The 23,272-nt window shown below is 29.1% G+C and carries 14 protein-coding genes; 13 read left to right on the forward strand and 1 reads right to left on the reverse strand.

What is annotated here, in order from left to right:
* Window positions 1-5 precede the first annotated feature (5 nt).
* The 13 genes from I0K12_RS16385 to I0K12_RS16445 all read left to right on the forward strand — a co-directional run bounded on the left by I0K12_RS16385 (window position 6) and on the right by I0K12_RS16445 (window position 22,429).
* A complete protein-coding gene (locus I0K12_RS16385) occupies window positions 6-1,130 on the forward strand; it encodes a DegT/DnrJ/EryC1/StrS family aminotransferase (RefSeq protein WP_196889216.1) in 1,125 nt (374 codons plus the stop codon).
* Window positions 1,131-1,185: 55 nt separating this feature from the next.
* Window positions 1,186-3,078 (forward strand): polysaccharide biosynthesis protein, encoded by a 1,893-nt coding sequence (locus tag I0K12_RS16390; RefSeq protein ID WP_196889217.1) that lies wholly within the window; start codon window positions 1,186-1,188, stop codon window positions 3,076-3,078.
* 115 nt (window positions 3,079-3,193) lie between these two features.
* Window positions 3,194-3,958 carry a polysaccharide biosynthesis/export family protein gene (locus I0K12_RS16395; RefSeq protein ID WP_196889218.1) on the forward strand — a complete coding sequence of 255 codons (765 nt, stop codon included), beginning with the start codon at window positions 3,194-3,196 and terminating at the stop codon, window positions 3,956-3,958.
* A 5-nt stretch (window positions 3,959-3,963) separates the two neighbouring features.
* Complete coding sequence (locus I0K12_RS16400; RefSeq protein ID WP_196889219.1) at window positions 3,964-6,327, forward strand: GumC family protein; 2,364 nt, start codon at window positions 3,964-3,966, stop codon at window positions 6,325-6,327.
* Between the two features lie 422 nt (window positions 6,328-6,749).
* Complete coding sequence (locus tag I0K12_RS16405) at window positions 6,750-8,192, forward strand: M20/M25/M40 family metallo-hydrolase (protein ID WP_196889220.1); 1,443 nt, start codon at window positions 6,750-6,752, stop codon at window positions 8,190-8,192.
* A 15-nt stretch (window positions 8,193-8,207) separates the two neighbouring features.
* Window positions 8,208-9,824, forward strand: coding sequence for an amidohydrolase (locus tag I0K12_RS16410; protein WP_196889221.1), 1,617 nt, complete (start codon window positions 8,208-8,210; stop codon window positions 9,822-9,824).
* A gap of 94 nt (window positions 9,825-9,918) precedes the next feature.
* Window positions 9,919-10,512, forward strand: a complete 594-nt coding sequence (locus tag I0K12_RS16415) for a hypothetical protein (RefSeq protein ID WP_196889222.1) — start codon at window positions 9,919-9,921, stop codon at window positions 10,510-10,512.
* A 15-nt stretch (window positions 10,513-10,527) separates the two neighbouring features.
* Entirely contained in the window at window positions 10,528-11,223 is a 696-nt protein-coding gene (locus I0K12_RS16420; RefSeq protein ID WP_196889223.1) for a DUF6962 family protein, read from the forward strand.
* A gap of 259 nt (window positions 11,224-11,482) precedes the next feature.
* A complete protein-coding gene (locus I0K12_RS16425) occupies window positions 11,483-12,706 on the forward strand; it encodes a peroxiredoxin family protein (protein ID WP_196889224.1) in 1,224 nt (407 codons plus the stop codon).
* A 381-nt stretch (window positions 12,707-13,087) separates the two neighbouring features.
* Window positions 13,088-16,114, forward strand: coding sequence for a tetratricopeptide repeat protein (locus I0K12_RS16430; protein ID WP_196889225.1), 3,027 nt, complete (start codon window positions 13,088-13,090; stop codon window positions 16,112-16,114).
* An 18-nt stretch (window positions 16,115-16,132) separates the two neighbouring features.
* Complete coding sequence (locus tag I0K12_RS16435; RefSeq protein WP_196889226.1) at window positions 16,133-17,911, forward strand: TonB-dependent receptor; 1,779 nt, start codon at window positions 16,133-16,135, stop codon at window positions 17,909-17,911.
* Between the two features lie 393 nt (window positions 17,912-18,304).
* Window positions 18,305-20,179, forward strand: a complete 1,875-nt coding sequence (locus I0K12_RS16440; RefSeq protein ID WP_196889227.1) for a phosphatidylinositol-specific phospholipase C domain-containing protein — start codon at window positions 18,305-18,307, stop codon at window positions 20,177-20,179.
* 390 nt (window positions 20,180-20,569) lie between these two features.
* A complete protein-coding gene (locus I0K12_RS16445; protein ID WP_196889228.1) occupies window positions 20,570-22,429 on the forward strand; it encodes a phosphatidylinositol-specific phospholipase C domain-containing protein in 1,860 nt (619 codons plus the stop codon).
* Here I0K12_RS16445 and I0K12_RS16450 read toward each other — a convergent pair.
* Window positions 22,404-23,099, reverse strand: coding sequence for a serpin family protein (locus I0K12_RS16450; RefSeq protein ID WP_196889229.1), 696 nt, complete (start codon window positions 23,097-23,099; stop codon window positions 22,404-22,406). The two genes, I0K12_RS16445 and I0K12_RS16450, sit on opposite strands and share 26 nt — an antisense overlap.
* Window positions 23,100-23,272 lie beyond the last annotated feature (173 nt).

A 23,272-nucleotide genomic window follows, 5' to 3' on the forward strand; every position in this document is an offset into this window, starting at 1 on the left:
AGAAAATGAATAAGAAAATATGGTTGTCATCTCCACATATGGGAGGAACAGAACAAAATTATATAAATAAAGCTTTTGAAGAAAACTGGATTGCACCATTAGGACCAAATGTAAATGGTTTTGAAAATGATTTAAAAGAGTATACAGGAGCAACAGCATGTACAGCATTAACTTCTGGTACTGCCGCAATTCATTTAGGTTTAATTCAGCTTGGAGTAGGAAAAGAAGATGAAGTTCTTTGTAGTACTTTTACATTTGTTGCTACTGTAAATCCTATTATCTATCAAGGAGCAATCCCTGTTTTTGTAGATAGTGAAGAAGAGACTTGGAATATGTGTCCAGAGCAATTAGAAATTGCAATTAAAGATAGAATTGAGAAGAAGGGCAAGAAACCTAAGGCAATTATCGTTGTACACTTATATGGAATGCCATCTAAGATGGATGAAATCATGGAAATTTCCAGAAAATATGATATTCCTGTATTGGAAGATGCTGCAGAAGCATTAGGTTCTACATTGAATAGAAAAGCCATGGGAACTATTGGTGATATTGGGATTTTTTCATTTAATGGAAATAAAATAATTACAACTTCTGGAGGAGGAGCTATTGTTTCAAATAACGAAGAATATTGTCAAGATTCTCTTTTTTTAGCGACTCAAGCAAGAGATGCTGCTCCGCATTACCAGCATTCTAGAATTGGATATAATTACAGAATGAGTAATATTACTGCTGGAATTGGAAGAGGTCAGATGGAAATATTGGATAAACATATTTCTTTAAGAAGAAGAAATCATGATTTTTATAAAAAAGAACTTTCCAATTATAAAAATATTCAATTTTTAGAGGAATTAGAAGGAGGGTTTTCGAATCGTTGGTTGTCTTGTATATTGACAGACTCTTTTGATACTAGAGAAAAGATTAGATTAGCATTACAAGAGAATAACATTGAATCTCGACCTTTATGGAAACCAATGCATTTGCAACCAATTTTTATAAATTATGACAAATATTTAAACGGAGTTTCTGAAAACTTATTCGAAAAAGGTTTATGTTTGCCTAGCGGATCAAATTTAGAAATCGCTGATTTAGAACTAATAACAAAAACAATTAAAAATACCCTTAAATACTAACTTATAAGAAAAAACAAAAACAAAATCCTTTACTAAACCTTATTACTTACACCTTATGATTACAAGAATACTTTCCAAAAATGCGCATAAGTACGCTTCTAGATGGATGGTTCTCGGAATTGACACCTTATTAATTTTCCAGACTTATTTTCTAGCATATGTTATTCGATACAATTTTACTTTTCATTTTGATAAGTTAGATTTTATAGCTGAAATTCCTTTCGTTATTGGCCTAGGAGTTCTTAGTTTTATTATTGTAGGTTCTTATAAAGGAGTAATAAGACATACTGGGCTAAAAGACGCAAATAATGTTTTTATGGCTGGTAGTTTGTATGCAACTTTATGTTTGATTGCTAATGGTCTACAAGAAGTTGTGCCAGGACATTTTGTAAGTTCTTCTATTTCGATAATCATTATCCATTATTTACTTAATATTGTGATTTTGATAACAAGTAGATTTGTTTTTAAAACGTTATATGCGAAAGTAATTTCAGATACAAAATCATATAAAAATGTAGTGATTTATGGAGCAGGAAATTCTGGATTATTGACGCTTCATGCATTGGTGAAGGATACAAAGCATTCTGTAAAAGTTGTAGCTTTTATTGATGATAATAAAAAGAAAGTTGGTAGACAAATTGAATCTGTACCAATTTATTCTAAAGAAAAGATTTCCAAAGAATTTATCTCTAAAAATAAAATTTCAGAAATCATTATTTCTATTCAAACCATACCATCGACAAAACTTTTAAAATTTGTAGATGAATTTTCACAATTAGGAGTAAATGTAAAGATTGTTCCGCCAGTAGATCGTTGGACCAATGGTGATTTGAATGCAAAACAAATTAAAACAGTTAAGATTGAGGATATTTTAAATAGAAATCCGATTGAAATTAATAACCCTAACATTTCCAAAGAAGTTGAAGGGAAGGTGTTATTAATTACTGGAGCTGCAGGTTCTATTGGAAGTGAGATTTCTAGACAATTAACAAAATATAATTATAAATATCTAATTATTTTAGATCAGGCAGAATCTGCTCTTTATGATTTACAGCAAGAATTCAAACAAGAAGGAGCTGTGAATTTTGAAGCAATTGTTGGAGATATTCGAAACAAAACAAGGTTAAAAGAGACTTTTGAAAAGCACAGACCAGATATTGTATTTCATGCAGCAGCTTATAAACATGTACCTTTTGTAGAAGAAAATCCTTATGAAGGTGTTTTAGTTAATGTTTATGGGTCTAAAGTTGTAATGGATTTATCAGTTGACTATGATGTAGAAAAATTTGTAATGGTTTCTACAGACAAAGCTGTAAACCCTACAAATGTGATGGGAGCAACTAAACGAGTCGCTGAAATTTATGCAACATGTTTAAGTAATACTTCAAAAACTAAATTTATCACAACCAGATTTGGTAATGTTTTAGGGTCAAATGGTTCTGTGATTCCATTATTCAAAAAACAGATTGAAAAAGGAGGTCCATTAACTTTGACACATAAAGATATTACAAGATATTTTATGACAATTCCTGAAGCTTGTCAATTGGTTCTAGAAGCTGGTGCTATGGGAAATGGTGGAGAAATATTTGTGTTTGATATGGGAGAATCTGTAAAGATTTTTGATATGGCAGTAAAAATGATTCATTTATCAGGACTTCGATACCCAGAAGATATAGATATTGAAATTGTAGGACTTCGTCCTGGAGAAAAATTATATGAAGAGCTTTTAAGTAATGAAGAAAATACACAGCCTACTTATCATGAAAAAATCATGATTGCAAAAGTTCAAGAGATGAATATTTATTCACAAATAGAAAGAGTTAACTTTTTAGCTGAAAATTTGCAACCAAATAATACGGAAAATATTGTAAGACAAGTAAAAGAAATTGTACCAGAATATATATCAAATAATTCTAAATATGAAAAACTAGATTTACAAGAAGCTTAGAAATAAGTAAGAAACTTTCCCTTTACCAAATAAATTAACCCTAACAGAAGTGAATTTTGGAATTAACGTTTAAAAGAAATTTAATTTTTCCTAAATTCGCAAAAATTTTAAAATTATGAAATTAGAATCCCTGACAGGGAAGTTAAGTTTAGTACTTATTGTCTCTATTTTATTTACTTCTTGTGTTTCCAAAAAGAAGATGACTTATTTGCAAGGTGGGAGTAATGTAGAAAATACATTGGTGAATTATAAAATCAAATTTACAAAAGATGACATTGTTTCTATTGAAGTCACATCATTAGATCAAGAATCTGTAAATGCATTTAATGGTGGTGGAGTTTCAGCTGGCCAAGAATTAAAAATTAAAGAAACTCCAACTTATCTTATAAATTCTAATGGAAATATTAATTTTCCTATTATAGGTGAAGTTAAAATTGAAGGTCTAACAAATGATGAAGCTACAATTCTATTAGAAGAAAAAATCAGTGATTATGTTAAAAACCCTGTAGTTAATATTAGATTGAAAAATTTTAAAGTTACAGTATTAGGAGAGGTTAAAAGGCCAGGAACTTTTGCTTTAGAAGGAGAAAGAGTTACGATTTTAGAAGCATTAGGTTTAGCAGGAGATTTATTAATTTCTGGTAAAAGAAAAAATGTTCTTGTTGTAAGAGAATTGGAAAATAAAAAGGAGTTTATTAGAGTAGATTTAACAAATGAGAATTTGGTGAATTCAAAAGCATACTATTTGAATCAAAATGATGTTATTTATATAGAACCAAATCAAACAAAGAAAGATTCTTCTGCATTTGGTCCTTCAACAGCAGTAACTATTTCATTGCTTTCTACACTAGTTTCATTAATTGCTATTTTAACAAGATAATTTTTATGCAAGATTTTGATAATGACCTTTTTAATGAAGGTAATGGGTTTGATTTTAAAAAAGAGATATTTAAATTTTTGAGACATTGGAAATGGATTTTTCTATGTGTTATAGTTACTGTTGCCATAACTTCCTTCTATTTAAGATATGCAACAGCAATTTATCAGTCTTCTGCAAAAATTTTGTTAAAAGATAGTAAAGGAGGAGGATTAGCATCTCAATTAGAAGCTTTTGAAGATTTAGGAATAGCTTCTTCTAATAGTAGTAATTTGGAGAATGAGATTGAAATATTAAAATCTAGATCATTAATTAATTCTGTGGTTGAAGAATTAAAATTAAACTTTATTTATAAAAGTAAAGGGAGTTTAAAATCATCAGAGATTTTTGAAGCTAAACCTATAGAATTAACTTATTTAGGGAATTCAAAACTTTTAAATAATAAAAAGGAAATTTTTAATATAAAAATCACTTCAGAATCCACTTATGATTTATATGATGTTGAAGAAAATAAAATTGGTGAATTTAATTTTGGACAGAGAATAGGAAGTGAAAATGATTTTATATTAGTTTCAAATGAAGAGATTCATAAGAAGGTAGGTAATAATTATAAAATAGTAGTTATTCCTATAAAAAATGCAGTTAATTCATTAAAATCTAAAATAGTTATTTCAAAAGTAGGTAAACGTTCTAGTGTATTATCTTTAAGTATTAAAGGTGAAAACCAATCCAAAAATAATGCTATTTTAAATTCATTGATTGATAATTATAATAAAAGAGCAATTGAAGATAAATCTAAAGTAATTAAAAATACTGCTCAATTTATTGATTCTCGATTGAAATTAATTTCTAAAGAACTTTTTACTGTAGATTCTGATGAGGAATCTTTTAAAAAGAATAATAAATTGACAGATTTAGCTTCAGAAGCTACACTATTTCTAGATAAAGTTGCATTAAATGAACAAAAGTATATTGAAATCAGTACACAGTTACAGGTTATAAAATTTATGCAAGAAGCATTAGAAAATGCTAGTCAAAAATATTCTTTAATACCTACGAATCTTGGTTTAGAAGATATTTCTATCAACGAAAATATTGCTACTTATAATACTTTAGTAAATCATAGAACAAGAAAACTAGACAATGCAACAGAATTAAATCCAACAGTAATTCAATTAACAAGACAATTGGATGAACTGAAGATTAATTTAAAAAGTAGTTTGCAAAATTTATATGTTACTTTCGAGCTACAGTTAAAAGCTATCGAATCAGAACGTAGAAAAATTGATGCTAAAATAGCCACTGTCCCTTCTAAAGAACGACAGTTTAGAGATATAAAAAGAACACAGGAAATCAAAGAACGTTTGTATTTATATCTTTTAGAAAAAAGAGAAGAAAATGCTATACAATTAGCAATTGTAGAGCCAAATTCTAAAGTAATTGATTGGGCATATTCAGGAGGATTACCTATAGCGCCTAAGAAAAAAATTATTCTTCTTGCAGGAATTTTATTAGGTTTAATTATTCCTATAGGAGTTATTTATGTTTTAGATCTTTTAGATACTAAAGTGCATGATACTAGTGATGTAAAGGCAAAAGTAAAAGCTCCAATTTTAGGAGATGTTCCAAAATCTGAAAAAGTAAATAAATATTTATTAGATAAAAGAGATCGTTCAAGTATTGCTGAGGCATATAGAATATTGAGAACTAATTTAGATTTTATGTTGCCAGAAAAAGAAGATGGAACTGCAAAAATTATTTTTACAACTTCTACAGTTAGTAAAGAAGGAAAATCATTTACTGCAATTCATTTAGCTTCTACATTATCAGATGCTGGTAAAAAAGTTCTTTTAATTGGTATGGATTTAAGAGCTCCAAAAATCATGCAATATTTAGAGATATCTGATGATAAAAAGGGAGTTACTAGTTTTGTGAAAGATAAAAATTCAAGTCTAGACGAGTATATCATTAAAGCACCAACGAAAGAGAATCTTTATTTATTACCATCTGGATTTATTCCACCAAATCCAGCAGAGATGTTGCTGAGTCCACGTATCAAAGAAATGTTTGAGTCTGTGAAAAATGAATACGATTATGTAATTGTAGACACAGCCCCGGTAAGTCTGGTTACAGATACGCTTGCGATTAGTAAATACGCTGACATGTTCTTATATGTGATACGTGCCGAAGTTTTAGATAGAAAACTTCTAGAAATTCCTCAAAAACTATATACGGAGAAAAAATTACCTAACATGGCTGTAATCGTAAACGGTGTTGATCATGAAAAAGGTTATGGATATGGTTACGGATATGGTTACGGAGCACATCTTGAAAAGAAAAAGAATATTTTTCAGAAAATATTTAAAAGATAAATTTAGAATACTTTATTCTTAAGTATTGAATAAATATAGGCTGAGTTAAGTCGATGATGGCTTAGCGTAGTCGAAGTCAAAACCGAAAAAAGAACAAATTTGAATTATCAGATTTGTTCTTTTTTTATTTGGGCGAATCTCTTTCTCTTCGTTTTCAAAACTCAGAAAAAGAGTCGGGCTTTTCTTTCCAAGTTTTTCATTTCAAAAAAAGATTTTCTAAAGAATCCGTGGGCTTCTAGGGTCGCCTCCGGTTCTTAAGAAAATCTAATTTTGAAAATAGAAAAGCTTTCCACTACAATCCCTTTCGCAAAAAAGAAAATTACGAAACAAAATCATTTTAATGAAAGAAACAGTTTCTGTCTAAACATTTATTTCTAAATTACGTTTTCAAATTTAAAATGAAATAAAATCTACAATAACTAATGAAACAATTACTAGTCTCAGTAAGCCTTTTTTCACTGATTTTTGCCTCTTGTACAACAGAGAAAAAAGAAGAGAAAAAAGAAACAAAACCAAAAATAAACACCGAACAAATACAAAAAGATAGTTTAGCAATTCGAGAAATCTTTGATACAGCACTTACAGATTCAGATTGCTATGAGTGGCTAAGAGAATTAACTTCAAATGGAGGAAGACTTTCTGGTTCTGAAGAAGCAGCAAAAGCTGTGAAATGGAGTGAAAAATTGATGAAAGAATTACAATTAGATTCTGTTTGGCTACAACCTGTAATGGTTCCACATTGGGTTCGTGGAACAAAAGAAAAAGCATACTATACAATTAATGGAGAAAAAATAGAAGTTCCAATTACTGCTTTAGGAGGTTCTATTTCAACACCGAAAAATGGAATTTTAGCAGAAGTTATCGAAGTAAATAGTTTGGAAGAAGCAGAAAAACTTGGAGATAAATTAGCTGGTAAAATAGTGTTTTACAATCGTCCGATGGACCCAACTTTAATCAAAACAGGACATGCTTATGGAGGTTGTGTAAATCAACGTTATTCTGGAGCTAGAATTGCTGGGAAGTTTGGAGCTGCTGGAGTAATTGTTCGTTCGATGAGTTTGAAAAATGATAATTATCCTCATACAGGAAGTATGAGCTATGGAGAATTACCAGAAGATAAATGGGTTCCTACTGCTGCAATTAGCACAAAAGCAGCGGATATTTTAAGTGAAAATTTAAAAAAGAAATCAGATTTGACTTTCTATTTTGAACAACATTGTAAAAACCTTCCAGATGTACTTTCTTATAATGTAATAGGAGAATTAAAAGGTTCTGAATTTCCTGAGGAATATATGACAATTGGAGGGCATTTAGATTCTTGGGATTTAGGAGATGGAGCACATGATGATGGAACTGGAGTGGTTCAAAGTTTGGAGGTTTTACAATTATTTCAAAAAAATAAAATGAAACCAAGACATACTTTACGTTGCGTGTTTTTTATGAATGAAGAAAATGGATTACGTGGAGCAAAAAAGTATGCTGAAGAAGCTAAATTAAAAGGGGAGAAACATGTTTTTGCTTTAGAGTCAGATGCTGGTGGGCATACACCAAGAGGTTTTTCTTTTGATGGAAATTTAGCAAATTTAGATAGGATTAAAGAATGGAGAAATCTTTTAGAGCCATATGGGATTCATGAGTTTTTAACAGAAGGAAGTGGAGCAGATGTAAGTCCATTAAAATCGGAAACTATTGTGCTTTCTGGTTATCGTCCAGATTCGCAACGTTATTTTGATTATCATCATGCAGAAACAGATACTTTTGATAAAGTGAATAAAAGAGAATTAGAACTTGGTGCTGCTGCTATGACTTCTTTGGTTTATTTAGTAGATAAATATTTACCAAAACAAGAAGAAATTAAACCATAATTTGACAAGAATAAAATGAGAAAAATAAGTTTTTTAGTTGGAATTTTAGCTGCTTTTGCTTCTTGTACCGTGAAAGAAGAGGTGGATGTAATCTATAAAAATGGAAATGTTTATACAGTAAATGATAATTTTGATAAGGTTCAGGATTTTGCTGTAAAAGATGGAAAATTTATTGCAGTTGGAGGAGATATTTCTGCAAATTATAAAGCTACAAAAGTTGTTGATTTGAAAGGAAAATCAGTTTATCCTGGATTTATTGATGCACATTGTCATTTTTATGGTTTAGGATTGCAATTGCAGAAAGTTGACTTAGTTGGAACAAAAAGTTTTCAAGAAGTTTTAGATAGAATTGTTGCTTTTCAAAAGAAGAAAAATGTTCCTTTTATCACAGGAAGAGGTTGGGATCAAACAAAATGGGAAGTGAAAGAATTTCCTACAAAAGAAAAATTAGATAGTTTGTTTCCAAATACACCAGTTGCTGTTCGAAGAATTGATGGTCATGCAGTTTTAGCAAACCAAAAAGCTTTGGATTTGGCAGACATCACAGTAAAAACAAAAGTTGATGGAGGAGAAGTGATCTTAAAAGATGGCAAACCAACTGGAGTTTTGATTGATAATGCGATGGATTTGGTTTTAGCTAAAGTTCCAGAGCCAACAAAAAGAGAGAAAATTCAAGCTTTGATAGATGCTGAAAAAATCTGTACAGATCTAGGTTTAACAACTGTAGATGATGCAGGTTTGGATAAAGAAGTAATTGAATTAATCGATAGTTTGCAAAAAGCAGGAACTTTACATATGAAAGTTTATGCAATGGCAAGTGCGACAAAAGAAAATTTAAATTTTTATTTAAAAAATGGAAAAGTAAAAACGCCTAAACTAAATGTTCGTTCTTTTAAATATTATGCGGATGGAGCTTTAGGTTCTAGAGGTGCAGCTTTAAAAGAATCATATTCCGATAAACACAATCATTTTGGAACTTTACTTTCTTCTGTGGAAGATTTTGAATCTACTGCAAAACGTATTGCAAATTCAGATTTTCAAATGAATACACACGCAATTGGTGATTCTGCAAATTATGTAGTTTTAAAAACATATACAGATATTTTAGGAAACAAAGCAAAAGAAAGAAGGTGGCGAGTGGAGCATGCTCAAGTTGTTTCAAAAGTAGATTTAGAATTTTATAAAAACATTTTTCCTTCTGTGCAGCCAACACATGCAACTTCGGATATGTATTGGGCTGAAAAGCGTTTGGGAGAAGAAAGAGTGAAAGAAGCATATGCTTATAAAGAACTTTTAGATGCTTATGGGAAAATTGCGCTTGGAACAGATTTTCCGATTGAAAGAGTGAGTCCGTTTTTGACTTTTTACGCTGCTACCGCTCGTAAAGATTTAGAGAATTTTCCAGAAAATGGTTTTCAGACAGAAAATGCTTTAACAAGAGAAGAAACTTTAAAAGGAATGACAATTTGGGCAGCTTATAGCAATTTTGAAGAGAATGAAAAAGGAAGTATTGAAATCGGAAAAAGTGCAGATTTTATAATCTTAAATCAAGATATTATGACTGTAGAAGAAACTAAAATTCCAGAAACAAAAGTAGAGAAAACATACATAGATGGAATTTTGTTAAAATAATTGATTTAAGGTGTTAAAATATTGATTATTAAAAAGTTAAGATTTAATATTTTGTAATTTAAAGGAAGCTTGTCAAATCAAGTTTCCTTTTTTTATGAAAAATACTTTATTGATTTTATTTTTTTTAAGCTCTTTTACACTTTTTTCGCAAGATGTAATTGACAAAATTACAGATAGTACTTGTGAGTGTTTAAGTAATCTTTCAGAAGATCTTTCGGAGGAGCAAATTACACTAGAATTTGGAATGTGTATGATGAAAGCTTCTACGCCATATATGAAAGAATTGAAAGAAGAGTTTGAAATAGATTTAAGGTATGCAAGCGAAGCAGAAGGAGAAAAACTTGGAAGAGTAGTTGGTGTCAAAATGTTAGAAGTTTGTCCAAGTTATTTGATGCTTTTGTTTAAAGATGAGGGAAACTCAGAAGATGTTGATGATGAAGGAATGCAGTTTAAAGGAACTGTTGTTAATATTATTGAAAAGCCATTTTTGATAATTGAAGTAGAAGATCCGACCAAAACAAAATTGCAATTTCATTTGATCACTTTCATCGATACCAATGTTGATATTTCTAATTATAACAGTTTAAAAGGTCAAGAATTTGATTTTTATTATATCCAAGAACCTTTGTTTGATGGAGAAAAAAGAGAATTTAGACCACATAATATTTTGACTGCAATAAGACAATAATTAAAAAGAATAAAAATGGATATTGTTGCAAATTCATATGATCAATCGGCAGCATTTACAGATTTAATAATTGCCCTTCTTTCGTTTATCTTTTTTTTAGCAATCCGTAGAGCAGGTTGGAAAATTGATAGAAGAAAAACAGGAATTTGGGGATTAATATTTGTTTGTATTTCTATTTCCTCGCTGCTAGGTGCAGTAACTCATGGATTGGAAATTTCAGAGCTGACTTATAAAATTCTTTGGAATATTATTTTTCTTTGTTCCGGATTTCTTATCTCCTTTGTTGGTGTTGGAGCTTTGTATGACTTTTACAAAAAAAGACTTTCAGATGCAATTTATTGGTTGGCAGCTGGGATGAGTATTTTATTTTTCTTATTTAATTTATACGGACCCGATACTTTTTTATTTTTTATAGGCTATGAAGTCATTATTCTTCTTTTAGCACTTTTTTACTACAACAGAATTTATCAAAAAACGAAAATGAAATGGACTTCAAAAATGATAATCGGAATTCTACTTTCATTTTTAGCTGCAATTGCACAAACTATTGAAGATTTAAAAATTACGTTGATTTGGGATTTTGATAATAATGGTGTGTTCCATATAATAGAAGTTTTTGCTTTGTCTTTTATGGCAAGTGGAGTTTTAAGTGAATTGAGATTTCAGAAAAAGCAAAAAATTGTAGAAAAACAGCTGGAAGAGAATTTGTAATTATTTTATTTTTTTTCGACTAAAATTTTGATTTAGAATTCAATAATTAAGCAATTGTTATTTTTGTTTAAAAAATGGGTTTTATGTTAAAATAGTTTAAGTTTGCTTCTTGAAAAACTTCGTATAAGTTTTATAGTTAGATGGTTGAAAGTTTTTTGTTTTTGTTTAACGAATTTTTATCATTAAAAATGATACTATTTTAACATAAGATTTGTTATTTCGAAGATTGAATGAAGATGTATAAATATTAGTCGAGGAAATGAGAAAAATGATCTATTTTCTGTTCGTGTTTACATTATTAGTAGCATGTAAAACAGAAGAAAAAACTAAAATTGAGCTTAAAAAAGGAAGCTGGAAAGGAGAAATTTTAATGCAAAATGAAACTTTACCTTTTCTTTTTGATATAGATGAAAAAGACGGAAAATACTCAGGGTATTTAATTAATTCTGAAGAGAAAATTCCTTTAAATGAGATTGAAATTAAAAATGATTCAGTTTTTATTTCGATGCATATTTTTGATATTTCATTAAAAGCAAAAATTAATGGAAATACATTAAATGGAGTTTATGTAAAAAACTATATTCCAAACTACGAGTTACCTTTTACTGCGAAATTTGGTGAAACGAAAAGATTTGAAAATCCTGTAAGTACAAACAAATTTGATGGAAAATGGGATATTATTTTCAAAGATGATGAAGGAAATGAAAATCCTGCTATTGGAGTTTTTGAACAAAAAGGAAATTTGGTAAAAGGAACATTTTTGACTCCAACTGGAGATTATAGATATTTAGAAGGAACTGAAGAAAATGGATTTTTGAAGCTGGTAACTTTTGACGGAAATCATGCTTTTATTTTCAACATGAAATTAAAAGAAAACGGAGAAATAAAAGGAGTTTTCAAATCTGGTTTAAATTGGATTGAAACTTTTACTGGAAAGAAAAATCCAGATGCAAAATTGCCAGATGCTAACAAATTGACTTATTTAAAAGAAGGATACGATACTGTTTCGTTTTCTTTCCCAAATTTGAATGGAGAAAAAGTAAGTTTAGATGATCCAAAATATAAAGACAAAGTTGTGATTTTACAGATTTTTGGAACTTGGTGTCCAAATTGTATGGATGAAACACAGTTTTTAACAAAATGGTATCAAGAAAACAAGGATAAAGATGTTGAAATTATAGGTTTAGCATATGAGATTAAAGATGATTTTAATTACGCAAAATCTAGAGTGGAGAAAATGAAAGAAACATTTAATGTACCTTATGATTTTCTGATTGCCGGAACTGCAAACAAAGAGGAAGCTTCGAAAACATTACCAATGTTAAATAAAATTATTTCTTTTCCAACTACAATTTTTATCGATAAAAATGGAAAAGTGGCCAAAATACATACAGGTTTCTCTGGGCCTGCAACTGGAGAACACTACGCAAAATTTATCGAAGAATTTAATCTGACAATAAATGATTTAACTTCAGAAAAATAAAAGTGAGAATCCTACACTTTTTTTAAAATTTAGAAAATATATTTTCTACCTTTTTTTAATACCATTTCTTGTTTTTTTTAGAATAAGAAATGGTATTTTTGTAAAATCTAAAATTTATATAGAATTTTAACATTTATAGGATTTTATATAGGATGATTTTTAAAAATATTCAAGACTTTAGTTTATTGGTATAAAAATTGAAAGCAGATTTCTAATATTTATTTTAATTATAAAAATAAATAAAGATAATTATTGATAATATTAATAATAAAATGAAGTTGTTGGATATTAAATAATGATTGAAAAGAAAGAAGATAAATCAAATTTTATACAATTTAGAAAAGTTGATTCGTTATATACTAATAGAAATTAAGATATCAAATGAGCTTTAGAAGGAACCTTATAATTTTAATAGTTTTACTATTTAGTAAACCGATTTTCTCACAAAAATCGGTTATTTATGAAAATGATTTAAAGAAATATGATCATGCTCTAGAACTGTACAACGATAAAGCGTACACGGCAGCGAAACATTTATTTGAAGAACTTGAAGATAAGTTTGATAATTCGACAGATTATAAGGCGAATTGTGCTTATTATATTTCAAGTTGTGCTATTCGCTTAAATGAAAGTAACGCGGATGAGTTGATGGATGATTTTGTGAAGAAATATCCAACAAGTGCTAAAAGAAATGAAGCTTTTCTGAATGCAGGTGATTATTATTTTAAAACAAGAAAATATGCGAAAGCATTATCTTGGTATGAAAAAGCATCGAAGAAAAATATACATTCAGGTTCTGAGGACTTTACCTTTAAATTAGGATATTCTTATTTTAAAGTAAATCAGTTAGAAAAAGCAAACGATCAATTTGTAGAACTTTTAGATTCTCCGAAATATGGTGCAAATGCAAAATATTATTACGCATATATTGCTTATAAATTAGAAGATTATGATAGTGCTCAAAAGTATTTTGAAGAAGTAGACAAGAATGCGAATTTTGATGATTATGTTCCTTATTATCGTGCAGATATGAATTTTAAATTAGGGAATTTTCAAAAGGCAATTGATATTGCGCTTCCGCTAATGGAAACTGCTAGACCGACAGAGGTTTCAGAAATTGCAAAAATTATTGGAGAAAGTTATTTTAATTTAGGACAATATGAAGAAGCTATTCCATATTTAAAGCAATATAAAGGAAAAAGAAGAAAATGGAATAATACAGATTTCTATATTTTAGGTTATTGTTATTATAAGCAAGGAGATTATGAAAATGCGATTAATAATTTCAATAAAATTATTGATGGTAAAAATGAAATTGCTCAAAATGCTTATTATCATCTTGCAGAATGTTATTTACAGTTAGATAAAAAACAAGAGGCTTTAAATGCTTTTGGTCATGCAGCTTCGATGAGTTTTTTACCAAAACTAAAAGAAGATGCGATGTATAATTACGCAAAATTGAGTTATGAAATTGGTAACCCATATAAAAGTACACCACAAATTTTACAAGAATTCTTAAATGATTATCCAAAATCTATATACAAAAAAGAATTAGAGAATTTAATTGTAAGTGCTTATGTAACTTCAAAAGATTATGAGGGAGCTTTAGTTTATTTAGATTCTCAAAAGAGTAAAAAGAGTAAAACTTTATACCAAAAAGTTTCTTACTTCTTAGGAGTTCAATATTTCAATGAAGGAGATTATAACAAATCAATTGAAATGTTTACTACTTCTTTAAGCAATCCTATTAATCAGAAAATTAGCGCAAAAGCTACTTTTTGGAGAGGAGAAGCAAATTATAAAGTGAATCTTTTTAATGCAGCATTGATTGATTTTAAAGATTTTATTCAATTTTATTTAGGAGAAGGAATTCCTGAAGCACAAGAAGTAGATTATGATTTGGCTTATGTTTATATGAAGTTGAAAGATTACCCGAAAGCTTCAGATCATTTCGTAAAATATATTGAAAATAATAGTAAAGCAGATCTTGTAAAAAGAAATGATGCATTTTTGAGATTAGGAGATTGTTATTCGATGTCTAAAAAATATTGGGAAGCAATGACTGCTTATAATCAAGCAATCCGTTTGAACAGTATTGATGAGGATTATGCATTTTTCCAAAAATCTATAAGTTATGGTTATGTGGATAAAAATGATGTGAAAATTGAAGAGCTGGAGAAGTTTGTGAATAAATATCCTGAATCAACTTATAATGATGATGCTTATTACCATTTAGCAAATACTTATTTGATCGAGAGAAAAGATAATAAAGCTCTTGAGACTTATGATAAGTTTTTACAAAAACATATTAATAGTCCATTAGTTCCTAAGATTTTGATTAGAAAAGCACTTGTTTATAATAATCAGAATAAAAAAGAAGAAGCAATTGATATTTATAAAAGAATTGTAGCAGATTACCCTAAAGCATCGGAAGCGAATGAGGCTGTAAGAAATGCTCGTCAGATTTATATTACATTGAGTAAAGTAGATGAATATGGAGAATGGGTACAAACGATTGGACATATTAATATCAGTAAGACAGAGCTAGATCATGCACAGTATGAGTCTGCTGAATATCAATATTTAAATAGTGAATATGGAAAAGCAATACCAGAATTTGAGAAATATTTAACTAAATATCCACAGGGGATGCATGTGTTAGAATCGAATTTCTATTTAGGAGAATCTTTAAATTCTGTTGGGAAAACGAATAAATCTATTCAATATTTTGAAAGAATTTTAAATGAAAAGAATAACGAATTCACAGAACCTTCTCTAACAAGATTATCTCAGATTTATGTAAATAAAGAAGATTGGGCAAATGCAATTCCTGTTTTAAGTAGATTGGAGAATTTAGCAACTCTTCCTCAAAATAAGATTTTTGCAAGTACAAACTTAATGAAAGGTTATTATGAAACTTCTGATTTTAAAAAGGCAGTTTCTTATGCAGATAAAATTTTAAAACAGAAAAATGTAGAAAAACGTATTATTTCTGATGCGAAAATCATTATTGCTCGTGCAGCTTTTGAAAGTGGAGATTATATCAAGGCAAAAGAGTCTTATAAAGAAGTAGAGAAAATTGCAAAAGGTAAATTAAAAGCAGAAGCACTTTATTATAAAGCGTATTTCCAATACAAAGCAAAAGATTATGATAGTGCTATGAAAACAATTCAGAAAATCGCATCTGATTTTTCAGCGCATAAATATTGGGGAGCAAAATCATTGTTAATCATGGCTAAGATTTTTAATGAGAAAAAAGATACATACCAAGCTACTTTCGTTCTTGAAAAAGTTATTCAAAACTTTAAAGACTACAATGATGTATTAGAAGAAGCTAGAGTTATGTTAAACGAAATCAAAGCAGAGGCTAAAAAGACAAATGATTCTGTAAAACTTGAAAACCAATAAAAATAGTTAAAAGAAATTATGAAGAAATTAGTTGGTATTTTAATGATGTTGTTTGTGGTTCAAGTTAGTTTTGGACAAAAGACAAAAAAGACAACGGATACAAATAAAGAAGCAGAGGAGGCAGAAGAAGTTTTAGATACATTGGATACTCAGACTGTAATTATTGAAGTTAATTATAAACCTAGAGTATCAGATGCTTTTAAGTTGATTAAGAGCCCTGAAATTGAAGGTGATGATATTAAAAAGGAAGAAATAGACTATTCTATTAAATCGTTTCCTGTGGCGTCTACTTTTACGCCTGCTACAGGTAAAGCAAAAGAATTAAAGAAAGAAAAAATCGAAAGATTTTATAAGAGTTATGTTTCAGCAGGATTTGGAAATTATATTACTCCTTTGGCTGAAGTTTATTTGAATTCAAGTTCTTCTAGATATAACGATTTTGGAATATTTTTAAATCATCATTCTTCGCAAGGAGGAATTAAAGATGTAAAAGTAGATGATCAGTTTTATGATACAAAAATGAAAGTCTATTATAAAGAGTTTTCAAGAGATATGAATTGGGAAATAAATGGTGGTTTTCAATTACAAACTTATAATTGGTACGGACTTCCAGAGAATGTAACTTTTGCTCCTGAAATAATAAGTGCTATAGATCCAACACATACCTATACAAATGGAAGTATTGGGGGGAATATAGATATGGAAGACTCTTTCTTCAAGAAAGCGAGTTTGAAAATTGATTATTTTGGAGATTCGTACAATACTAGTGAAATTCATGTAGTAGGAAAACCTACTTTCGAGTTTCCAGTTGCAGAAGAATTGATTACTTCAAAGTTTCATTTAGAATATTTAAATAATTCTTTTGAAAAAGGATATGTGACTGATGAAGAGTTTAAAAATCAATGGGCTAATTTTGGATTTTCTCCAAGTTTAGAAATTTTCCGTGATGAATTAACGGTAAATTTAGGAGCTAAAGTTTATTATACTTTTGATTTAAAAAATAGTGTAAGTAAGTTTTATGCTTATCCAAACGTGACGGCTTCTTATAAATTAATCAGTGATGTGATGGTTCTTTTTGCCGGAGCTACTGGAGATTTAGAGCAACAAACGTATCAAGATTTTGTAGAAGACAACAAATTTTTAGCACCAAGTTTACTTACAATTCCAGAAGATACGAAGTATAGATTTTATTTAGGAACAAAAGGAAAATTACCTTCTAATATTAGTTACTTCTTAAAAGGAGAATATAAAAATGCAAAGCACAGTCCTTTGTTCATTTATAATTCTTTATTACAGGATAATGTAACAACAGAAACTGAAAATTATAAATATGGAAATTCATTTAGTGTGATTTATGATGAAATAAAAACACTAAGCTTCCATGCAGGAATTGAAGTTCCTTATAAAGATTTCTTGAAAGTAAAAGCAGATGTGAAGTATTATAATTACGATACTACAGATCAAAAAGAAGCTTGGAATTTACCAAATTTAGAAGGTTCTTTAGGAGCAGAGTATAGAAGTGAACATTGGTTTGCAGGAGCTAAATTATTCTTTGTAGGAACAAGAAAAGATCAAGAATTCAATTTCACGAAAAATGAGTTAGAAACAGTGGAGTTAGATTCTTATTTAGATTTAAATTTAAAAGGAGGATATATTTTCAATAATAGATTAACTGCTTTTGTGAACTTGAATAATGTATTGAATCAAGATTATCAGTCTTATTTTAATTATAGAGTTCAAGGATTCCAAGTCTTAGGAGGTGTAACTTATAAATTCGACTTAAACGGAATTTTTTAATAAACAAAAACATATTTAGTTTGATGTCTGAATAAATTAAGTTTAGATATTAAAATACATTTTTAGGAAAGGGATTATAGTTACTATAATCCCTTTTTTATTTTTTAATAATTCAGGTTTATAAGTATTGAAATCAAAATATTAAATCTTAAAATTTATTAAAACTGTTAATGTTAGGGTTAAAAAACTGCTAAACAGAGTTTTATATTTTTATTTTAAGACGACCGGTCATATCTTTGAATATGTTTTTAAGACGACTGGTCATATCGTTCAAAATTTAAATAAAACAAATGAAATCTATTACAGCAAAACTTCACTTATAGCCATTTACCACCAAATACAGCAAAAGACCAAATGGCTATAAGTTTTCAAATCAATTCAAATTCTTTAGTCATGAAAAATTCAGCATTATTAATCGTATTTATTTCCCTATTATTTGTTGCATGTAATAAAGACGTCTACGAAAAAGATGTTACTATCAATGCAAAAGTTTCTCAAAACGATGAAATAGGAAGAAACAGATTTTTAGGAGCAGCTCCTGATGTCAAAAAAGTACAATTCGGATATTCAAACGAATTCGATGGAAATAGTTCAAGAACTACCGTAGCAGTAAACAATCAAGGGAATATTGTAGAAGTTCACCAATCTAGAACTACAAGAAGTGTCTGGTATCACACAGGAAAACTAGATGAGGTGATGAATATTAACTGGTCAGAAAGTAAGAAATTCGATGATGGTCTAGCGCCTTCTGTAGCTATAAATGATCAAAATGTAGTAGTCGAAGTACACGAAACTTCAAATATTTTCACGAGTGATCTTTGGTATCATGTCGGAGTGCATAATGGAAGTGATGTTAGTTGGAGTAAAAGTCATAAATATGATAAAGGTGTTCATCCAAGTATTGCTATAAATAATAAAAATCAAGTTGTAGAAATTCATAAATCTCAAGGAAATTCTGGGTTATTTGCAAGAGTAGGAACTGTTAATCCAAGTGATGGAACTATTTCTTGGAGAAATAATTCAAAATTTGATACGGGGCATAATCCTAAGATTGCTCTGAATAATAATGGAGTAGTAGTTGAGGTTCATAACTCTGAAACCTCTGGAAAACTTTGGTATCATGTAGGATACATAAATGGAGATAGAATTGATTGGGGAAGTTCTTATGAATACCAGAGTGGTTCTATGCCTGATATTGCTTTATTAGATGATGGAACTGTGATTGAAACACATACTTCTGAAGGTGTGAAAAATAATCTTTGGAGCATGATTGGAAAAGTAGAAGGAAACCAGATTAACTGGATTACTAAAAGCTCTTATTTTGATAAAGGAAAGCATTCTAGTGTAGCTGCTACGAATGAATATGCAATACAAGTGCACGAATCGGAAGATCCACTTGGTGGAATTTGGTATTCGGCAAGTAAGTTTATTGATAGAGCAAACTGGATGAAAAATACGATGGGAACAATTGCTGCGAAAAATTTAGGAGAAATATCTATTCCAGGTTCGCATGATGCAGGAATGTATGATTTAAGTCTTGGTCAAACACAGGATCAAAATATTTATGAACAATTACATCATGGTTCTCGTTTCTTTGATTTACGACTAGATGGAAATTTAAATATTTATCATGGACCTGTTGGAGGACCTTCTGTAGATAATATTTTGAGTGATGTTCGAAAGTTTATGGATGAGGGTAGAGAAGAATTAGTAATCTTGAAATTTTCTCACTTTAAAGATATTAATCAAGAAAAATATAAAGTTTTAGTAGATAAAATTGAAGAAAATTTAGGTCAATATTTATTTATCAAAAATGAACAGTTGAGGCTGGGAGGTATCACTATTGGGGAATTTGTAGATGAAGGAGGAAAAATTTTAGTATTAGTAGATGAAAACTTCGCTGTTGATTATCCAATTGAAAATATTTACACTTTTAGAGATTGGTCTAAAAATGATTTAGATAAAGCTGATTTGGTAATGTTTGATGAATATTCAAATACAACTTCATTTGACAATATGCGAAATGATCAAATAAATAAATTAAATGGTTTCAATGGAATTGCAGGAGATGGAACACCAGTAGATATGTTTTTACTTTCTTGGACATTGACTCCTGTTACAGGAGTAGAATTATATGCGCCAAAAGCAAATAAAAGATTAAGTCATGAAGCAAAAAACTTCGATAAAATTCCAAACATTTTATATGTAGATTTTATAGAAGGAGCAAGAGCTGTAGATGTTGCAATGTATTTAAACCAAAGATTTTAATTAAAAACTTTTAATACGACATAGTTTGGCGATTTACTGAAATATCTTTGTGGTATAGAAAAAGAAAAAGTATTGCATATTTGATTTTCGAAATTCATACTGCAAAAATTTTCAATCAAAAGAAGTTAATTATTATAAATCATCATTTTTAGAAGTTTACCAAAAAGAGCTATGGAAACTAATAAGATTTCGGAAATGTAGAAAGCATTAGCTTTCAAAATGTTAGTTAATTTACAATTAATAATCAATCTTTTTCATGGAATTAGGCTTTCAAATATTGAAAGCCTTTTTTTGTTTTATAAAGTTAAACTTCTGATAAACAATGTTTTTACTTTTTAGTTTTATAAAAAACGGGTGTAACTTCATAGTATAATTGAAAAATGTACTGAAATGAGAACCTCTACTTTTTATTTGATTTTTTTATCTGTTTTATTTTTTGCCTGTAATAGTGATGATGATTCTACGAGTGAAACCAATGTAGGAGACGGAAATAATCTTGTCGGAACTTTAGGAGCTGCACCTGATGTTAAAGATGTGCAATTCGGTTATGCGAAAGAGTTTGATGGAAATAGTTTTAAAACTGCAGTAGATGTAAATAGTGAAGGAAAAATTGTGGAAGTACATCAATCAAGAACTACAAGAAGCGTTTGGTATCATACAGGGCAGTTAGATCCTGTAGCAAATGTTGTTTGGTCTGAAAGTAAAAAATTAGATAATGGTCTTGCTCCAACAGTTTGTTTCAATGACAGTGGAATTGTTGTAGAAGCTCATGAAACTTCAAATATTATTACATATGATTTATATTATCATGTAGGAATTCACAATGGAACAGATATTTCTTGGTCCGAAAGTCATAAATATGATCGAGGAGTTCAACCAAGTATTGATATGAATAATAACAATCAAATTGTTGAAATTCATCGTTCGGAAGGAAATTCAGGTTTATTTGCTAGAGTAGGAACTGTAAACCCAGATTCTAAAACAATTTCTTGGAATGATAATACAAAATTTGATACTGGAAATAATCCAGAAATTGCCTTAAATAATAACGGAACTGTTATCGAAGTTCATAATTCAGAAACTTCAGGAAAACTATATTACCATGTTGGTCAAATAAAAGACGGACATATTGAATGGGGACAAGGTTATCAATATGAAAGTGGAGCTTCGCCTTCTGTAGTTTTACAAGATGATGGAACTGTAATCGAAGTACATGCTTCAGAAGGATTGAATGATGATATCTGGAGTAGAATTGGAAAAGTTGAAGGAGATCAAATTGTATGGCATGGAGCAAGTTCTTATTTTGATGATGGAAAGTTTCCTAATGTAGGAGGAACAGCAGATTTTGCTATTCAAGTTCACGAATCAGAGGATCCTTTAGGAGGAATTTATAGTTCTGCTTGTAAAATTTTAGATAGAGGAAATTGGATGATTAATGAAATGCCAAGTATAGGTTCAAAAACTTTAGGGCAAATTGCTATTCCAGGTTCGCATGATGCAGGAATGTATGAATTGAGTTTAGGACAAACACAAGATTTGAGTATTTACGGGCAATTACATCATGGATCAAGATTTTTTGATTTAAGACTAGATGGTGATTTACATATTTATCATGGTCCGATTCAAGGTCCTTCTGTGGATGTGGTAATTGATGATATAAAAAAATTCATGGACGAAGGTCGAGAAGAATTGATCATTCTAAAATTCTCTCACTTTAAAGATTTTAATGGAGATTTGTATAAAAGTTTGGTGGATAAATTACACCAAAATTTAGGTGCATATTTGTATAAAAATGATACAGGAAAAAGATTAGGAGAAATAACAATAAGTGAATACGTTTCTAATGGAGGAAAGCTTTTGGTAGTTGTAGATGAAAACTATGAAATTGATTTCCCTTCTGAAGATATTTATGTGTATAGAGATTGGTCAAAAGATGATTTACAGAATGCAGATTTAATTGTTTTTGATGAATATTCAAACACAACTTCCTATGAAGATATGAAAAATGATCAATTACGAGCTTTAAACGAATATAATGGTAAAACGCCGAGCGGTTATAAAGTAGACATGTTTTTATTGTCTTGGACGCTTACACCAGTTACTGGAGTTTTTATTTTTTCTTCAGAACCGAATGCTAATTTAGGCTTAGAAGCATTACAATTTCCAAAAATTCCAAATATTTTATATTTAGATTTTATGGAGAGTGCAAGACCCGTAGATGTTTCTATTTATTTAAACCAGAAGTTTTAAGATCCATGAACTCAGTATTATCAATTTTTACTGCAAAGTAAGGGAATTCATTGTTTTTATTTTTGAAGAAAATCAGAAAAGGTTTATCAAAAAGAAATTCTTTTGGTTGAAACTCTCTTTCTTCGGTTTTCATTCCAATAGAAGATTCTGATTTAATTTTCGCACCTTTTTCATCTAGAAGAAAAGCAACATGATGTTTTATATAGTCAAGATTTAATGTATCTTTTTTTGAAAGAAGTTTAGTGCTCGATAATTCTTCAAAAGATTGTTCTAAATTAAATTTAATAATAGGAATTTTTAAAACATCATTTTCTGAAAAATAGATTTTTTGCGTAGAATTCTTTTTTCTTTTTTGGTTAAAAATTGTAAAATATTCCTTTAAAGAATTGGCTTTCTTTTTTGGTTTAAAAAGAAATATTTCATCTTCCGTATTTTCTGAAAATAATTGAATTGAAAAATCATTTTTATCCGTATAATGTAAAACTTCAATTTGATTTATAAGCTCACTTTTACAAGAAGAACATCCAAAAGATTTTACTTTGTGGTTTTTAAAAGTCAATTCGTTTTTGTCAAATTCATGTTTGAAAGAAAATGATTTTTCATATTTAGAAGTAAATTGAACAATTCCTTTTTTGATAGAAATAGAATTTTCAAGTTCATTGTCTGGCAAAACATTTTTATGATATTTTGAATGCTCTAATTCTTCAAAAAAAATATTTTTATCTATTAAACATTATCACGATTGATTTTGTAAGGGACTTCTGAGTGTAACTCTGAAATTATGTATTCCGACAGCAATTTTCATAATTTTCTCTCTTTTTTCAAAGTATTTTATTCGAATTT

It is taken from the genome of Aureivirga sp. CE67, assembly GCF_015767245.1.
GTDB lineage: Bacteria > Bacteroidota > Bacteroidia > Flavobacteriales > Flavobacteriaceae > Aureivirga.